Annotated in this window: 11 protein-coding genes; 7 read left to right on the top strand and 4 right to left on the bottom strand. The window is 65.4% G+C overall.

The genetic code is table 11. From position 1 onward, the window contains the following. Positions 1-37: 37 nt before the first annotated feature. Positions 38-877: a TIGR03560 family F420-dependent LLM class oxidoreductase gene (locus ACOQPI_RS07520; RefSeq protein ID WP_420619059.1), complete on the bottom strand. Its 840-nt coding sequence runs from the start codon at positions 875-877 to the stop codon at positions 38-40. A 74-nt stretch (positions 878-951) separates the two neighbouring features. Between ACOQPI_RS07520 and ACOQPI_RS07515 the strand changes: the two genes are divergently transcribed. After that, entirely contained in the window at positions 952-2118 is a 1167-nt protein-coding gene (locus ACOQPI_RS07515; RefSeq protein WP_420619058.1) for a hypothetical protein, read from the top strand. A 17-nt stretch (positions 2119-2135) separates the two neighbouring features. On the opposite strand, the gene ACOQPI_RS07510 is transcribed toward ACOQPI_RS07515, so the two are convergent. From ACOQPI_RS07510 to ACOQPI_RS07500, 3 genes are all read right to left on the bottom strand, one after another. Next, positions 2136-3095 (bottom strand): hypothetical protein, encoded by a 960-nt coding sequence (locus tag ACOQPI_RS07510; protein ID WP_420619057.1) that lies wholly within the window; start codon positions 3093-3095, stop codon positions 2136-2138. A 114-nt stretch (positions 3096-3209) separates the two neighbouring features. Beyond that, positions 3210-4652, bottom strand: a complete 1443-nt coding sequence (locus tag ACOQPI_RS07505; protein WP_420619056.1) for an amidase — start codon at positions 4650-4652, stop codon at positions 3210-3212. Positions 4653-4667: 15 nt separating this feature from the next. Beyond that, complete coding sequence (locus ACOQPI_RS07500) at positions 4668-6086, bottom strand: sulfatase (RefSeq protein ID WP_420619055.1); 1419 nt, start codon at positions 6084-6086, stop codon at positions 4668-4670. A gap of 231 nt (positions 6087-6317) precedes the next feature. Between ACOQPI_RS07500 and ACOQPI_RS07495 the strand changes: the two genes are divergently transcribed. From ACOQPI_RS07495 to ACOQPI_RS07470, 6 genes are read left to right on the top strand one after another with little or no spacing between them, the layout of a single operon-like run. Then, a complete protein-coding gene (locus ACOQPI_RS07495; protein WP_420619054.1) occupies positions 6318-8504 on the top strand; it encodes an ATP-binding protein in 2187 nt (728 codons plus the stop codon). Next, positions 8504-11374, top strand: coding sequence for an ABC transporter permease subunit (locus ACOQPI_RS07490; RefSeq protein WP_420619053.1), 2871 nt, complete (start codon positions 8504-8506; stop codon positions 11372-11374). The genes ACOQPI_RS07495 and ACOQPI_RS07490 overlap by 1 nt, the downstream gene beginning before the upstream one ends. Then, positions 11371-12927 (top strand): hypothetical protein, encoded by a 1557-nt coding sequence (locus ACOQPI_RS07485; RefSeq protein WP_420619052.1) that lies wholly within the window; start codon positions 11371-11373, stop codon positions 12925-12927. The genes ACOQPI_RS07490 and ACOQPI_RS07485 overlap by 4 nt, the downstream gene beginning before the upstream one ends. A 3-nt stretch (positions 12928-12930) precedes the next feature. Continuing rightward, positions 12931-14607, top strand: a complete 1677-nt coding sequence (locus ACOQPI_RS07480; RefSeq protein ID WP_420619051.1) for a sulfatase-like hydrolase/transferase — start codon at positions 12931-12933, stop codon at positions 14605-14607. A 40-nt stretch (positions 14608-14647) separates the two neighbouring features. Next, entirely contained in the window at positions 14648-16171 is a 1524-nt protein-coding gene (locus ACOQPI_RS07475; RefSeq protein WP_420619050.1) for a sulfatase, read from the top strand. Beyond that, a complete protein-coding gene (locus ACOQPI_RS07470) occupies positions 16171-17094 on the top strand; it encodes a dihydrodipicolinate synthase family protein (protein ID WP_420619049.1) in 924 nt (307 codons plus the stop codon). The genes ACOQPI_RS07475 and ACOQPI_RS07470 overlap by 1 nt, the downstream gene beginning before the upstream one ends. The last annotated feature ends 1 nt before the right edge of the window (position 17095 follow it).

Raw genomic sequence — 17095 nt, 5'->3', positions numbered from 1 at the left:
AGCCCGCTTCTCCCCTGAAGACAGGGTCCAGATTCACCTAGTCGGCATCGACGATGGGTTCTAGGGCGTCGGCCATGTCGTGGACGGAGGCGGGGGGGACGGGTGAGAAGGGGTAGAGGATGGCTAGGTCTAGGCCGGCTGCTTTGTATTGCTCAGCTTGGGTGAGGACGTTGTCGATGGGGTCTTCGGCTCGGTAGATGAGGTGGGTTGAGGTGGTGATCTCGGTGGGGTCGCGGCCGATCTCCTCGCAGCACTCGACCAGTCGGGCTTTGACCTCGGCGAACTTCGCCACCTCGCCGCCGGGGAAGTTCCAGTGGTCGGCCCACTTTGCCACTAAAGGCATGGTCCGGCGGGGGCCGGCACCGCCGATGACGATGGGCGGGGTGGGCTGCTGGGGGCCTTTGGGCTCATTGCGGGCGTTGGTGAGGGTGTAATAGCGGCCATCGAAGTCGGTGATCGGCTGGCCGAGCAGCGAGACCACGCACTCCAGATACTCCTCGAACCGGTCGAAGCGCTCGGCGAGGCTGATCCCGTACGCCCCGGCCTCCACCTCGTTCCAGCCGGCGCCGAGCCCCAGGTCCAGCCGGCCGCCCGACACGATGTCGAGCGACGAGGCCATGGCCGCACAAAGCCCAGGATGGCGGTAGGGGGCGGCGTTGACCATCGACCCGATCCGGATGCGCTCAGTGGCCTGGGCCAGCGCGCTCAGCGTCACCCATGCCTCCAGACACGGCCCTTCCTCGCTGCCGTAGATGGGGTAGAAGTGATCAAAGATCCAGGCCGATTCATAGCGGGGATCGGCGTCGAGCTCCTGCCATGTCTCCAACATGACCGACCATTCGATGTTCTGGGGCATGGTCTTGAACGCGAGCTTCATGGGGTACCTCCGATGCTTCTTTCTATCGCTCTCGGGCCGCTTAGAGTGAGCGGGAGCTTGAGGAAGGGTCCACCATGACTAATGAAGTAGCCGCACGCGAGCGCTTGATGACCGGTGAGGCGTGGAACGACTTTTGCGACACGCTGCGAGCCGCGGGCCAGGTGGTGGTCGAACGCACTCCCGACGCCAACGAGCAAGACCGGGTGGAGGGATTCCGCTACCTGACCCGCATGTCGTTGATGGCCTATATGCGCTGCATCGAGAGCCTCCCTCCGATGGAGAAGACGTCGATTTGGATCATCCCAGCCCCCATGAAGGGCGGCCAGGGGGTCCAATCGCCCGACCAGGATCATGTGGTCCAGCCCATCGACTCCACCAAGCGGTACCGGGTCACCGGCCAGCGGGGCTCGGCCCCCTACGTCCACATGTCGGCGTGGACGCCGAAGGTGCCCGACTGGGTCGGGGTGGAATCAGTGGGCGAGCGGGCTGTCGCCGTGCTGGAGGAGTTCAACCCGAGCTGGTCGCAAACGCCGTTCACCGCCCTGCTCGACGAGTTCACCGACGGCGCCGGAAACGTCGATTTCGTGCTTTCGGTGGACGATCCCGGCGTCGACAACTGGATGGCGATCGCCCCGGAGACCCGAGAGCTGATGATGCGAATTGTCTACGACGACCGCGACGCCCAGTCGGCGCCTCGGCTGATGATCGAGCCCCTCGAGCCCACTCCGGTGATTCACACGCCGGGCGCGGCCGAAATGTCGAAGCGGCTGGCCATCGCCGCCCAGATGGTGCTGTCGGTGCAATCCGACTACTCCGACTGGACCGACACGCTGCTCAAGGAAGAGAACCAGTTACAGCTCACCACCGAGCACTATCTGCGAGTGGGCGGCTCCCCCGACGACCGCCACTTCGAGTTCGGCTATTGGCGCATCGGCGAGGGCGAGGCGCTGGTGGTGGAGTTCAAGCCCCCGGTGTGCCGCCAGTGGAACTTCCAGCTGTGCAACCACTGGATGGAGAATCTGGCCAACTACTTCACCGGCCAGGGCTACGCATCGTCCCAAGACGTCGAGGCCGATGCCGACGGAGCGGTGCGGCTGGTGGTGGCGGCTGAGAAGCCGGCGTCGGGCGTCTGGGTCGACCCCGCGGACCGCGACCATGGCGTGATGGGGCTGCGATTCGTGGAGCACGAGTCGATCCCGGAGATCACCACGAAGCTGGTGCGAATCTCCGATCTGGGCTGACGCGGCAGCGGGGCTGATCAGTAGTCGAACACCGAGGGCAGCGCGTCCATGGGGCGGGCCTCGGGGTAGTGCTCGGCGATCTCGGCCGCGTGGTCGGGGTCGTCGTCGATGCGGTTGGGATCGAAGCAAGCGTCGATCCCCCGCTCCTCCAAGTCGGCGTTGAAGCGAGCGGCGATGTCGTCGCGGCTCAGGGGATTGGAGGCCAGTCGGTTCTTGTGGTCGGCGTCGATGTACACGTCGGCCTTCCACAGCACGCTGATCCGGATGTCGGCCAGTGGCGTGCGGTACACCTCTTCGCCGTGGTCGGTAACCACCCAGTCGCCATCTGGGCTGCCCGCCGGGGCCAACTCGGCCATCGGGGTGACCATGGGCGTGCCGATATCGAAGGGGCCGATGGCGTTTACCTGGTGGAACATTCCGTGGTTGTCACCCATGAGCGCGGTGTTGGCCATGTTGCCCACATGCTCTTCGGGAGGCTGGTCGGGACCGTAGGGCCAGTAGCGGATACCGCCCCCGTCCACATCGTTGAGCCACCAAATGGCCGTGGCCTGCGGGAACGACAGGTCGTTGAAAAGGCCCGACCACAGCATGGCCCTAAGCAGCCACATCGGGGTGTTGGTACGGTCGCGGCCGGCGAATCGGGGGTTGTCGGTGTGGGCCGGCCCGGCTTGGGGAATGGCCATCATCTGGTTCACGTACACGCTGTGGGGCTCCACGATCTCGGCGCTGTAGAAGGCTTTGGCTGAGTCGATGTAGGCCGGATTGTCCAGAAACACCTCCGACCCCGGCACGGCGATGGTCTCGTTCACCCAGTCGTCCCGGAACCACAGCGGACGGGTGCGGGCGTGGGGATCAGCCCCAGGGTTGTACCAACCCCCCAGCGGCGCATAGGGGGCTTCTTGGGCCAGTAGCTTGACCGCGGCACCCACATCGTCGAGCACATCAGTCAGCAGAATCGGCGGGTCAGAAACATGCATTGGCCCCGACGGTACCATTCGATGTGATGTCGTCGCGTAAGCCGCATCCACGAGCTGGGCTAAACCGCGGCGAGATCTCCTTGTCGGCGTGCAACTAGCGGCTGGCTCGCCGCCCTACGACGACGCAGCTGGCCGGGCCGGCCACACGGCCGCCGTCGACCACGGAGCCGCTTGCTCCAGCTGCCGTGATACGGCCAGGACTAGGTCTTCGCGGCCGAAGGGGGCCGCTACCTGAACGCCAAGCGGCACACCGGCCTCGTCATAGCCCATGGGCACCGACGCCGCCGGCTGCCCGCCGATGTTGAAGACCGCGGTTTCGCTCGCTGGCGTCGCGGCGATCGGCAGCAACGCCTCGACGTCGCTGGTGTCATACACGCCGAGTTCGGGAACGACCGTTCTGGTGGTCGGCGACAGAAAGATGTCAAACCGCGAGAAATAGGTTGATGCCTTACGCCCGATCAGCTCGGCGGCTTGAAGTCCTCGGATGATGTCAGCGCCGCTGAATCCAGCCGCGAGGTCGTACATATAGCGGGTGAACGGCTCGAGGTCGTCGTCTTCGAGCCCGCGGCCTAGCTCGGCGAGCCGGTCGTCGATCATCACCTTGGTCGCGGCGACCATCAACCCGCCCAAAGTCGCCAGAAGGCCGGGCTCTACCGGGAAATCTGCCACCTCTAGGTGGTGACCCATCCCCTCAAGACATCCGACGGCACGCTCGAGCGCCTCAGCACACATTGGGTGGTACGCAGGCCCTTCCATAGAGCTGCCGGCAACGCCTACCCGCAGCGGACCAGTCTTCGTCTCGAGCGACGACAGCCACGACGCCGCAGGCGAGGAGATCTCATAAGGGTCGCCAGGAACCGGCCCCGCCGTCAGGTCGAGTACATGCGCCGAGTCCCGAACCGAGCGCGTTAGCACATGGTCGATCCCCATCGGATATGACATCATCGTGGGCGCAGGATGTCCTGTCACCCGACCCCTGCTCGGCTTCAATCCAAAGAGACCGCACGCGGCCGAGGGCACGCGGATCGACCCGCCGCCATCGTTGCCGTGGCCGATGGGCACCATGCCCGACGCCACTGCGGCGCCCGTGCCCCCCGACGAACCGCCCGGCGACTTGCCGAGATTGTACGGGTTGCGGGTCGGGCCATAGGCGGCCGGCTCCGTGGTGGCCATCTTGCCCATCTCCGGCATGTTCGTGACCCCGAGAATCACAAATCCCGCCGCCCGATAACGCTTGGTCAACTCACTGTCCTCGTCAGGAACAGCACCCGCCATCAGCCTTGAACCCCACGTCTCGGGAACGCCAGCCAGTTGTGCTCGACAGTCCTTGACCACAAACGGAACGCCAGCTAACGGCGCATCCCGATCCACGTTGCGGGCACTGTCCAACGCCGCGTCGTAGCACGTGGCGATCACCGCGTTGATCTCGGGATTTCGCTCCTCAATCCGTCCAATCGCGGCTTCTGCCAATTCAACCGGATCCACAGCTCCGCTTCGGACGGTGGCCGCAACCTCCGTAGCGTCAGCCGAATCCAGCAAGATTCCAATCTCAGTCATCGCCGAACCTTTCCGTCAAAGTGCGTTCTGCCAGTTTTCAATAGCGGTCTGCGGTGCCGTCGCGTAGGTCGCGGCCACGATGGCCTCGAATTCGTTTGCGATCGCCGCGTGGTCGTTGATCACATTGTGTTCCTCCCGGGCATCTGCGTCGCAGTCGGCGAGAAACGCGTCGAACTCGGTCGGTGGGAGGGTCTCTCCGTTACGCCGGGTGGAGCGGTCATAGCGCCAACGGCGGGTGCGGACACAGAAGCGTTGCGGCCAGCCGCCGCCGTCGGTCCAGTAGCCCATGCCCTTGGCGGCCATTGCGGCCATGCCCGTCAGTCCGAACCCAATGGCCGAGATGAGGTGGTCCGGTTCGTCACCGGATACCAGCGACCGCCCGTCGCCCACCCGGGCCTCAAGGCCGCACAGGTCGAGCAGTGTCGGACCGAGGTCGACCCCGGCCGCGAGCTCGTGGTTCACTGTGCCGGCATCCAGCTCGCCGGGCCACGACAGCATGAAGGGAACGTGGTGCGACCACGGCGAGAAGGTCTGTTTCGAGTAGGCCCCGCCGAGCTCGCCCAGTTGGGCACCGTGGTCGCTGCTGAACACGATGATTGTGTCCCCTCGCATCCCCTGGCGATGCAGCGCGGCCAGGATCTCGCCGATCTGGTCATCGATCCAGTTCGTGAGTCCGTGGTAGCGGGACTGGGCGGCAACGATCTGTGCTGGCGTGAGGTCGCGGGACGGGATCTGACCGAAGACCCGCTCGAACTCCGAAAGTCCCTCCGTCGGGCCGAAAGCATCGAACGAGTCAGGCCAGGGGGCGTCGTCGTACTTCGACGCCCACGGTTCCGGCGCGACGACCGGGGTGTGGGGTTGGAGGAAGCTAACCCGCAGCAGCCAGGGCTGGTCGGTCGGTCTCTCCCGTTCGAGCCAGTTCACCGCATTGTCGGTGAGACGCCGGGCTGGGAAGGCGAGATCGGCCGGCCAGGTCGCGGCGTTCATGCTCACCCCCTCGGTGATCAGCCCGAGCCGGTCGCGGTTCTCACCGGTGGCGATCATCAGCTCGAGCTGGTCGGCGCCGTCGTACTCTGATCGTTCGAATCCGAGGAGAGCGTCGGGGACGTGCTCCTTGCCGAGGTTGACCGTGCGATAGCCAGCCCGTGTGAAGACCTCGGTAAACGACTCGACCGGGACTGCGGCACCAATACCTCGACCATGGTTGTGGTAGATCCCCGTGGTGGTCGGCAACAGCCCAGACTTGTATGCCGATCGGGCCGACACGCAGACCGGCGAGTCGACGTAGAACCGATCGAAGCGCACACCTGCCTCGGCAATCGAGTCGATGTTGGGCGTCTCGATCGGCGCGTATTCGTTGCCGTAGACGCCGACCGCGTCTGAGCGCAATTCGTCGCACATGATCCACAACACGTTCGGCTGCCTAGGGCTCATGACTCTCCTTGAGGCCACCAAATGCTGGCTGAGGAAGAGCGTCGATGCCTAGCAGGACACCCTGACCAATTTGCAGACGGACCACTACCATCGGGGATCTGGAGTCCGCGAGCCGCCGACAGAGCTGAGGAGTCCCGGATGCCGCGACGAGTCGGCAGAAAGCAAACACGACTTGAGGGGGCAGGGGATCATGCCGATCCCTCCGCAACCAGCGTCCTGAGCGACCAGATCTTGGCTGCGGAGGCTGAGCGCCAGGCGGAATTGGCGGCAGAACCGGTGATCCTCGACGACGATCAGCTTCCCGGGGTCGGCGCCAAAGAAATCTCGCTGAAAGAAGCCATCTCAATTGGCGGGGTGTCCACCATCGTTTTGCTGGGAGCCCTCGACGCCACCGACGCCCTTGGAATCAGCGCACTGGGACTCCTCGGCCCCGACATCCAAGAATCGCTGGGGGTCAGCGACGCCGTTCTGGGCACCATCACCGCGGGGGGCAACGTGTTCATCGTGGCCGGCGGCCTGTTGCTGTCCCGGATCGCCGACAACAGCAACCGGGCCAGATTGGTGGCTCTGGCCACCATCTTCTGGTCGGCGATGACCCTGCTGCTCGGATTCGTGCAGACCGCGTTCTGGTTCTTCATCGTCAATTGCGCCATCGCGTTCGGCCGATCGCAGACCCATCCGGTGCAGGGTGCCATCATGGCCGACAGCTATCCCGTCGAGGCCAGGGCCCGGGTGTATGCCGCCAAGGATGTGGCCGGACGATCGGGTGCATTCATCGCGCCGCTGGCCGTCGGCGGACTGGTCTCGTTGATCGGCGGGGACGACGCCTGGCGTTGGGGGTTCATCGCCGCGTCGGTCCCCACGCTGATCGTCGGCGTGGCCATCTTGTTCCTCAACGACCCGCCGCGGGGCCAATTCGAACAGCGCTCCGCCATCGGCGAGACGCTCACCGACATGAAGCCGGGACCCATCTCGCTCGGTGCCGCCTTCCAGCGGCTCTTCAAGGTGCGGACGATGAAGTGGGCGCTGATGGCCGCAGTGGCCCTCGGCTTCAGCCTGATATCCGACGGACTCTTCCTCAATCTCTACCTCGACGAGCGCTTCGAACTCGGCCCGTTCGAGCGGGCCCTGGCCAACAGCACCCCCGGCGTGATCGCCCTATTCATGATCCCCTTCGTGGCCAAGTGGTACGACGGCTTCTACCGCCGCACCCCGCCGCAGGCCATGGCCTTGCTGGGGTCCCTGTTCTTCCCGATGGCGTTTTTCACCGTGCTCCAGTTGCTGATGCCATCACCGGCCACCTTCGCGGTGATGGCCGGGCTCAAAGCGCTGTTCGCCGCCCCGGCCCTGTCGCTTTTGGGACCGACCCTGGCCCACATCAACCCCTACCGCATGCGGGCGCTGGGCTCGGCCATTGGGACTTCGCTGGTCTTCGGGGTCGGCGGTCTCGGCGGGGCCATCGTGATGGGTCTCATCTCCGACGCCACTTCACCCCGCACTGCCCTGCTGGCCGTTGTTCCCGGAGCCATGATCGTGGGCGGTCTGTTGACCATCAACGGCGCCCGACACATCCGGGCCGACCTCACCCTGGTGGTGGAGGAGATTCGGGAGGAAAAGGCCGAGCGAGACCGCATGCGGGCCGATCCCAGCGACATCCCGGTGCTTCAGCTCCACAACATCGACTTCTCCTACGGCCCGGTGCAGGTACTGTTCGACGTGAACCTCGAGGTGGCCCGGGGTGAGACCTTGGCCCTGCTCGGCACCAACGGAGCGGGCAAATCCACGGCCTTGCGGGTGGCCGCCGGTTTGGGCATCCCTTCCCGGGGGGTAGTGCGGCTCAACGGACGCAACATGACCTTGGCGTCGCCCGAGCAGCGAGTGAGGGAGGGCATCTTCTTGCTGCCGGGTGGCCAAGGAGTGTTCCCCCACCTCACAGTCCTCGAGAACCTCGAGACGTCAGCGGCCATCATCCGCAGCGACACCGAGACCAAGCCCGACATCACCGGGCGGCTAGATCGGGCATTCGAGCTGTTCCCGGTGCTCGGCCAGCGACCCAAGGCGTTGGCTCACGACCTCAGCGGCGGTCAGAAGCAGATGCTGGCCCTGGCCCGGGTGATCATGCACGACCCTGAGGTGCTCATCATCGACGAGCTCTCTCTCGGCCTCGCTCCCGTCGTAGTCCAAGACCTGCTGGCCGTGGTGGAACGTCTGCGCGACGCCGGTCAGACGATGGTCATCGTCGAGCAGTCGCTCAATGTCGCCCTGTCACTGGCCGATCGTGCGGTGTTCATGGAGAAGGGCCATGTGCGATTCACCGGATCGGCCCAGAGCCTCCTGGAGCGCGACGACTTGGCCCGCGCCGTGTTCTTGGGCCGCGACATGATTGCCGGGCCGCAATCTGATCTGGACGAAAGCTGATGCTGGCCTTCACCCTCACCAGCCAGATCGTCTATCTGGGGGTGATCGACGGCCTGCTCGTCGGTTTGCTGGCTCTCGGCATCGTGCTGATTTACCGGGCCAGCGGGGTAATCAACTTCGCAGTGGGATCGCTCGGGGTGCTGTCGGCCAGCCTGCTGGCCCTGTTGGTGCTCACCTACGGCTGGCCTTTCTGGCCTGCGGCCATAGTCTCGGTGGTGGCGGGCGGCCTGATCGCCGCCGCGCTGGAGCTCACCGTGATCACCCGGTTGTTCCGCGCCCCGAGGGTCATCCTCCTGGTGGCCACCATCGGAATTGCCCAGCTCTGCGAGCTGCTCCAGATTGCGCTTCCCGAAATCGAAGTGTCGATGGCGAACCGATACCCGGTGGCGCTCTCCGGCCGGTGGGAGATACTCGGGCTCCGAGTGCGAGGTGTGGAGCTGATGGTGATCATCGTCGTTCCCGTCCTCACCGCGGCCCTCACCTACTACCTCCAGCGAACGGCGCAAGGCCGGGCAATTCGGGCCGCGGCCTCCAACCCCGACCTGGCCCAGCTCACCGCCATCAGCCCCAAGATCATCTCGACCATCACGTGGATCATCGCGGGCCTCTTGGCGGCAGTGGCGCTGATCCTGGTAGCGGGGATCAACGGCCAGCCCAGCGGATTCCGGTCGCTAGGACCGGCCACCCTGGTCCAGGTTCTGGCCGCGGCCCTGATCGGGCGGCTTCGCAACTTCCCAGTGGCAATGATTGCCGGAGTGGCCCTGGGGCTGCTCCGATCGCTGCTGGTATTCAACTGGCCGACCACCGCGGGGCTCTACGACGGAACGCTCTTTTTGATCGTCATCGCCACCACACTGGTGGCCAGCCGGCGGCTAACCGGCAGCGACGAGTCGTTCTCGTTCGTGCCCACCACCCGCCCGCTTCCCCACGCGGTGGCCCACCTCTGGTGGGTCCGTCACTCTTCCCGCATCGGCATTGGCCTGCTCATTGCGGGCGCGGCCATTCTCCCCTTCCTGGTTACGTTGGCATCGCGCCAACTCCTGTTCAGCGAAGTGCTGCTTTTTGCCCTGATCGGGATCTCGTTGGTGGTGCTCTCCGGGTGGACCGGCCAGATCTCACTGGGGCAGGCCGCGCTGGCCGGAATCGGCGGTCTGACCACCGCCGCACTGGTGGCCGGGCGCGATATCGGAGTCGGCCTGGGCGGGGCATCGTTCACGCTGGCCCTGCCCGACATCCACTTCCTGTTGGCGCTGCTGGTGGGCGCGGCGGTAACTGGCGCCATCGCAGTGGTCATCGGGTTGGGCGCGTTGCGGATTCGGGGCTTCCACCTCGCCATCGCCACCTTGGCGTTGGCCTTGTTGGGACAGCAATTTCTCTGGCGGCGACCATTTTTCTCGGGCGATTCCTACACCGTTTCACTCCCCCGAGCCACGGGACCTGTCGACCTGACCGAACAGCGCAGTTACTACTTCTTCTCGCTGATCGCCCTGGTAGTGGTGATTGTTCTGGTGGCCAGAATGCGAGCCACCGGGGTTGGGCGCCGATGGCTGGCAGTTCGGGACAACAGCACTGCCGCGTCGGCGTACACGATCTCGCCCTCCCGGGCGGGAATCCAGGCCTTTGTGGTGTCCGGGGTGATCGCCGGGCTCGGCGGTGGACTGTTGGCCGGACTGTACGTCTCCGTGGGGCTGACCGAGCGATTCCAGCTTCAAGACTCCATAGAGATTGTCGCCATCGCGGTGATCGGCGGCGCCGGAACCGTGGTCGGACCGATACTCGGCGCCCTGTGGATCGTGGGCCTTCCTGCCGTGTGGCCCGCCAACAACTTGGTGCCGCTCTTGACATCCTCCATCGGGCTGCTGGTGCTCCTGATGTACTTCCCGGGCGGATTCGCCCAAGTAGTGCTCACCGGCCGCGACCGCTTCCTGGGCTGGTACGCGGCCCGGCTTCCCGAACCCGAGCCGCCGCCGAAACGCCAGGTGGCCAGCGTCGTGTCCCGACCTGACGCGGCTGCCACCACCGGGCCGGTGCTGGTCGCCGAAAAGGTGACAGTGACATTCGGAGGCCTGACCGCGGTCGACAACGCCTCTATCCGAGTCCGCGCCGGAGAGGTGGTGGGCCTTATCGGAACCAACGGGGCGGGCAAGACCACCCTGATGAACGCCATCAGCGGGTTCGTCCCGTGCTCGGGTCGAATCGAACTGGAAGGCCGTCCCATCCACAAGATGGCCGCCGACCGTCGAGCGGTGCTCGGTTTGGGCCGGGCGTTTCAGCAGTCTCGGCTTTTCCCCGACCTGACCGTGCTTGAGACCCTGGCAGTGGCGGCGGAATCGCGTCGGCGAACCTCATTCACTGCCGCGGTCGCCCACTTGCCCAATGGCTATCGCCGCGACCGAGCCCAGCGGGCCCACGCCCAAGACATCGCCGATTTTCTCGGCCTCGGCCCCTACGCCGACAAGTTCACCTCCGAGCTCTCCACCGGCACCCGTCGCATCGTCGAACTCGGCTGCCTCCTGGCTCTAGAGGCCCGGGTGCTGTGCCTAGACGAGCCCACCGGTGGGGTGGCCCAGCGCGAAGTTGAGGCGTTCGCCCCCCTGCTGTTGTCGATCAAAGAACAACTGGGCGCCGCCCTGCTGGTGATCGAGCACGACATGCCCATGATCATGCAGATCAGCAACCAGATCTACTGTCTAGAAGCAGGCCGCGTGATTGCGAAGGGCTCTCCCGCTGAAGTTCGCACCGATCCGGGGGTCATCGCTTCCTACCTCGGTACCGACGAGCGGGCCATCCGCCGGTCGGGGGCGGCCGCTTCACACCAAGAAGCTCATTTTCCAGCGACGACTACTGTTCTCAACGAGGGGGAATCATGAAAAAGCAGCTCGTTCTCTTCGCAGCCTTCGTCCTGCTGGTTGCGGCCTGTGGTGGGGGTGACTCCGGCAACGAGGCCAGCAATAGGGCCAGCGATAGGGACAGCGCCGCACCCGACGCCCCACCCGCGACCCAAGCTGTTGAGGCCCCCGCGCCCGATGACACTGGCACCTCCGATGACACTGGCACCAGCGATAGCACTGACACACCGCAACCAACGGGTGGCGACGGGGAGGGCGATGCCCCCGAAGACACCGCCAGCCCAGAGCCCTCCGATGATGTTTCAGCGGACGAGGAAGCGGCGGCCATCTCCGATCCCGTCTTCCAGCCGACGTGCCAGGGGGAAGGTGACCTGAGCGCCACCGCCACCGGCGTCACCGCGGAGACGATCAAGATCGGAGCACCCCAGGTTGACTACGAGGAACTGGCCAACCTGGGCCTCGCTCGGATCGACCGAGGCGGCTATGACGTCATCTATGAGGCTCTGACCGCCGAAGTCAACGCCAACGGTGGCATCTGCGGCCGCATGCTCGAGAACGTGACCTACAAGTTCCTCCCCTTCGGTACCGACACCTCGCTGGCCGGTTGCGTGTACTTCACCGAGGACGAGGAGGTCTTTGCGGTCTTGGGCAGCTTCACCAGAGTGGCAGCCGGAAATATCTGTGTTACGGAGACCCACAGCACGGCACTCATTGGTGCTCCGTTCACCGCCGATGATCGAGCCCGGGCCAATGCCCCCTGGGTGAGCCTGGGAATCGCCACCGACCGGGTGCTGGAGGTATTCGTGTCCGCCCTGGACAAGGCTGGCCTGCTCACCGATGCCGGAAATGTGGCCGTACACTCCGGTGCCGGACGCCAAGAATTGGTTGACAACGTGCTCGTCCCCGCTCTTGAAGCCGCTGGGGTGGACGTTGCCGAGCGGACGGTGATCGATGTTCCCGCGGGCGACACCCAAGCCGGGGCGGCGGTGTGGCGTACGTTCGTGGAGATCTACCGGAACGCCGACATCAACACCGTCTTCCTCGATGGCGACAGCGTCTTCGGGGTAGAACAGCTCATCCAGGGCGGCCTCGATGTCACGCTGTTCAACGCGGAACGCAACGCGTTCACCTTTGGGTTGCAAGACTCCAGCGACCCCGGCTATTTCGAGGCTTACACACTCGGCTCGCCCTACACCGCCGAGGACAACAACCCGCGGATGGAAGACTGCATTCAGGGCTTTGAGCGCCAATCGGGCATCGAGGTGATTCCCAATTCGCTGTTGCCGGAAGAGGAGACCAACTGGTTTATTCCGGTACGCAACGTTTGCCAGGTATTCGACCTCTTCGTACAGCTGGCCGCAGCCGCCGGTCCCAATCTCAACAACGAGACCTTGCAGGCGGCGATCAACAGCTTCGGGCCAATCGAGCTGCCCAACGAGGCGTTCGCGTCGCTGGGTGTCGGCAAATACGACATCCGAGATGGCGTTGTTCTCATGAAATGGGATCCCGAAGCCGGTGATGAGGACGGTGGCGAATTCGTCGTTTACTCCGACTTGATCAACACCGCGGGCTGACCGATGAAGAAAACCACACGCCCCAACGTTTTGTGGGTGTCGTTCGAGGACTGCTCGCCCCGGTTCGGCTGCTACGGCGACCCGGTGGCCCGCACCCCCAACCTCGACCGGCTGGCCTCCGAGGGCGGGCTTTGGACCAAGGCCTTCACCACCGCGCCGGTGTGCGCCCCGTCTCGCAGTGCGGTGATCACCGGCATGCACCCGGTGACGCTCGGCACCCACCACATGCGCACCAACAGCGGCCCGCATCACGGCGGGAAGGGCGTCCCCCGCTACGAGGCGGTTGTCCCCCACTATGTGCGCTGCTTCCCCGAATACCTGCGGGCGGCCGGCTACTTCTGCACAAACCGCAGTAAGACCGACTACCAGTTCATTCCCCCCATCACTGCCTGGGACTTGCCTGGTGGCCACTGGCGCGACCGGCCTGATCCCGACCAACCGTTCTTCTCGGTGTTCAACCTGGACGAAACCCATGAGATGGCGGGATGGGAGGGGAGCTTCTTCGGCGACAACGACATACGCCTCGACTCCATCGAAGTGCCGCCCTACTTCCCCGACACCCCAGTCGTGCGGGAGTCGCTGGCCCGGGTATACGCGGCAATCGAGCACTGTGACCGGCGGCTGGGCGACATTCTCGCCGAACTAGACGAGGACGGACTGGCCGACTCCACCGCGGTTTTCGTGTGGACCGACCACGGACCGCTGCCTCGGGGCAAGCGGTGGCCCTACGACAGCGGCATCCACAGCCCGCTCATCGTCCGCTGGCCCGAGATGATCGAGCCCGGAACGATCAACGACGAGTTGGTGAGCACCATGGACTTGGGACCGACGGTGCTTTCGATCTGCGGCACTGAAGTGCCCCGACACCTTCACGGTCGGCCGTTCGTCGGACCCGATGCCCACGGTGGGCGCGACTACGTCTTCATCTCCCGGGATCGCTACGACGAGATGTACGACACCGTGCGGGCCAGCCGAGACCAGCGGTTCAAGTACATCCGCCATTACGACCCCGCCCGGCCCTACATGATGTGGAACTCCTTTCGGAACAACCACCCCATCATGCAGGAGATGTGGCGGCTGTACGCGGCTGGCGAACTTGAAGGCCCCCCGGCGCAGACCATGGCCGACAAACGCCCGGCCGAAGAGCTGTACGACACCGAGGCCGACCCCCACGAGATTCACAACCTGGCCGGCGACCCGGCCCACCGCGAGATACTGGAGCGCCACCGGAATGCGCTGGAGCAGTGGCAGCACGAGGTGGGCGATCTGGGCATGATGCCCGAGGAAATGATGGTGGCCCAGATGTGGCCGGGAGGAGTGCAGCCCACCACCGACGCCCCCAAGTTCATCGTGGTGGGCGCCGAGCACCACGGCACCGAGGCCAGCCCCGAGGGCGGCACCTTCAAGGGCCCGGCCATCCTCCAGATGCAGAGCAGCACCCAGGGGGCCTCCATCGCCTACACCTTCGAAGACGACCCCTTGCCCGACCCGCCAGCCGATCTCGACGCCCAGTTTGCCGCCGCGCTAGGCCACAATCCCCGAGGCGGCGAGCCCCCTCGCCGCCTGCTGTATCACGAGCCCCTGCGGCTGCCGGTCGGCGAGACCACCATCAGAGCCGTCGCCCACCGCATCGGCTACCGGCGCAGCCCCGAGTCGGTGGCCACGTTCATCGTCGAATAAATGACCCATACTTGAAGCAACTGGCGAAGGAACCACCCTTATGCGAATCCTCTACATCGACATCGACACCCTGCGGGCTGGTCACCTGGGGTGTGCGGGGTATCACCGCAACACCACCCCGAACATCGACGCGCTGGCCGCCGAGGGCGTGCGGTTTTCCAACGTCTATGCGTCGGACGTGCCATGTCTTCCGAGCCGCACCGCCTTGATCACCGGGATGTTCGGGATTCGCAACGGAGTGGCCAACCACGGGGGCATGGCCGCCGACTTGCGGCCCCAGGGGGCGGAGCGCAGCTTCTTCTCCGGCATAGCGGCCAATTCCTGGGCGTCTCGCTTCTACTGGTCGGGATATCACACCGCGTCGATTTCCAGCTTCCCGTTCCGCCACTCGGCCACTTGGTGGAACAGCGGCTTCATGGAGTCGATGAACCTGATGCGGGGCTTCGGCGGCGAGCGGGCCGACCAAGTGCTGCCCGGAGCGCTGCGGTGGCTCAACGACAACGCGGCCCAGGAAGACTGGTTCCTCCACGTACACCTTTGGGATCCCCACACCCCCTATAACACCCCCGAGGAGTACGGAAATCCGTTCGAGGACGATCCAGCCCCGGCCTGGCATACCGAGGAGGTGCGGGCCCACAACTGGCCGCTGGCCGGGCCGCATTCCGCCCAAGAGCCTTGGGGGTTCAAGCCCGACGAGTGGGGCCCTCCCCCGCCTCGCCACCCCTGGAACCTGTCGAACATGGACGAGGTGAAGCAGACCTTCGACGGCTACGACACCGGGATCCGCTACGCCGACGACGCGGTGGGAACGCTGCTCAACATGCTGGCCGACCACGGCGTGCTGGACGACACCGCCATCCTGGTCTCCTCCGACCACGGCGAGGCCTTCGGCGAGCTGGGGGTGTACGCCGACCACCAGGGGGCCGACGAGGCCACCTGCCACATCCCCTCCGTGCTGCGCTGGCCGGGAATCGAGCCCCAAGTCCACGAGGGGCTGCTCTACCACCTCGACATGGGCGCCACCGTCGTCGACCTGGCCGGCATCGACATCCCCCTCGGATGGGACGGCCGGTCGGTGGCCGAGGATGTCCGCACCGGCAACCACAGCGGGCGGGACTACCTGGTGCTGTCGCAGGGGGCGTGGTCGGTGCAGCGGGGGGTCCGCTGGGGCGACCACCTCTATCTGCGGACCTGGCACGACGGCTACCACGCGGCCTGGAACGAGGAGATGCTGTTCGACATCGCCGCCGACCCCCACGAGACCACCGACCTGGCCGACCAATCCCCCTCGGTGCTGGCCGAGGGCCAAGACCAACTGTTGTCGTGGACCGACGACCAGATGACCCGCAGCTACTCCCCCGTCGATCCGCTCAAGATCGTGTTGGCCGAGGGCGGCCCTTTCCACTGCAAAGGGCACCTGCCCGAGTACCTTGAGCGGCTCGAAGCCACCGACCGTTCGGATGCGGCGGCAATTCTGCGACAGCGTCATCCAGTCGACCCCACATCCACCGGCCTGTCTGGGATCCCCAAAGATGTGCTGGAGAGTCTTGGAGTCGACGACTAGTGCAGCTATTGCCCGGACGGGCCATCACCGGGATGTCGGCCATCTTGTTGCCCCATCTCGACTCGGCCACGGTGGACTGGGCCTCACTGGATGCCCACATCGCCCGCACCTACGAGGCGGGACTCACACCGGCGGTGAACATGGACACCGGCTACGTCCAGCTACTCGACACCGACACCCGGGCGCAGGTGCTAGATCGCGCCTCGGCCATCGCCGGGAGCGATTTCGTGGCCGGGGCCTTCGTGGCTGACGAGCCAAAGGCGGCATTCGACCTCGATGCCTACCGGCGAGCCGCCGATGAGATCACCCACCGGGGCGGGCTTCCCGTGATCTTCCCGTCGCATGGATTGAACAACCACGGCGACGCCGCCTGGCTCGACGCCCACGGCCAGATTGCCACCCATCTGGACCGGTTCATCGGGTTTGAGCTCGGCCCCATGTTCGTGCCCTATGGCCGCATCGTGTCGCTGGACACCTATCGAGGACTGTTGGAGCTGCCCCAGTGCATCGGGGCCAAGCACTCGTCGCTCAACAGGGAACTGGAATGGGACCGGCTGGCGCTGCGAAACGAGGTGCGCCCGGATTTTCTGGTGCTCACCGGCAACGACCTGGCCATCGACATGGTGATGTACGGCTCCGACTACCTGCTGGGCCTGTCCACATTCGCCCCCGACCAGTTCGCCGAGCGCGACCGCCTGTGGGCCAAGGGTGACCCTGGCTTCCACCAGCTCAACGACATGCTCCAGTATTTGGGCCACTTCACCTTCCGTCCGCCGGTACCGGCCTACCGCCACAGCGCGGCCATGTTTTTGGAGATGCGAGGCTGGGCCAACAGCGACGCCATCCCCCGCGGTGCCCCCACCCGTCCCGACAGCGATCGCGAGATCCTGCGCGACATCGGCGAGCGCCTCGGAGTGCTCTAGC

Origin of the sequence: Candidatus Poriferisocius sp. (assembly GCF_965219815.1) — a bacterium.
Taxonomy (GTDB): Bacteria; Actinomycetota; Acidimicrobiia; order Acidimicrobiales; family Bin134; genus Poriferisocius.
Note: the sequence above shows the minus strand (reverse complement) of the source record. Positions and strands in the feature narration are given on the sequence as shown.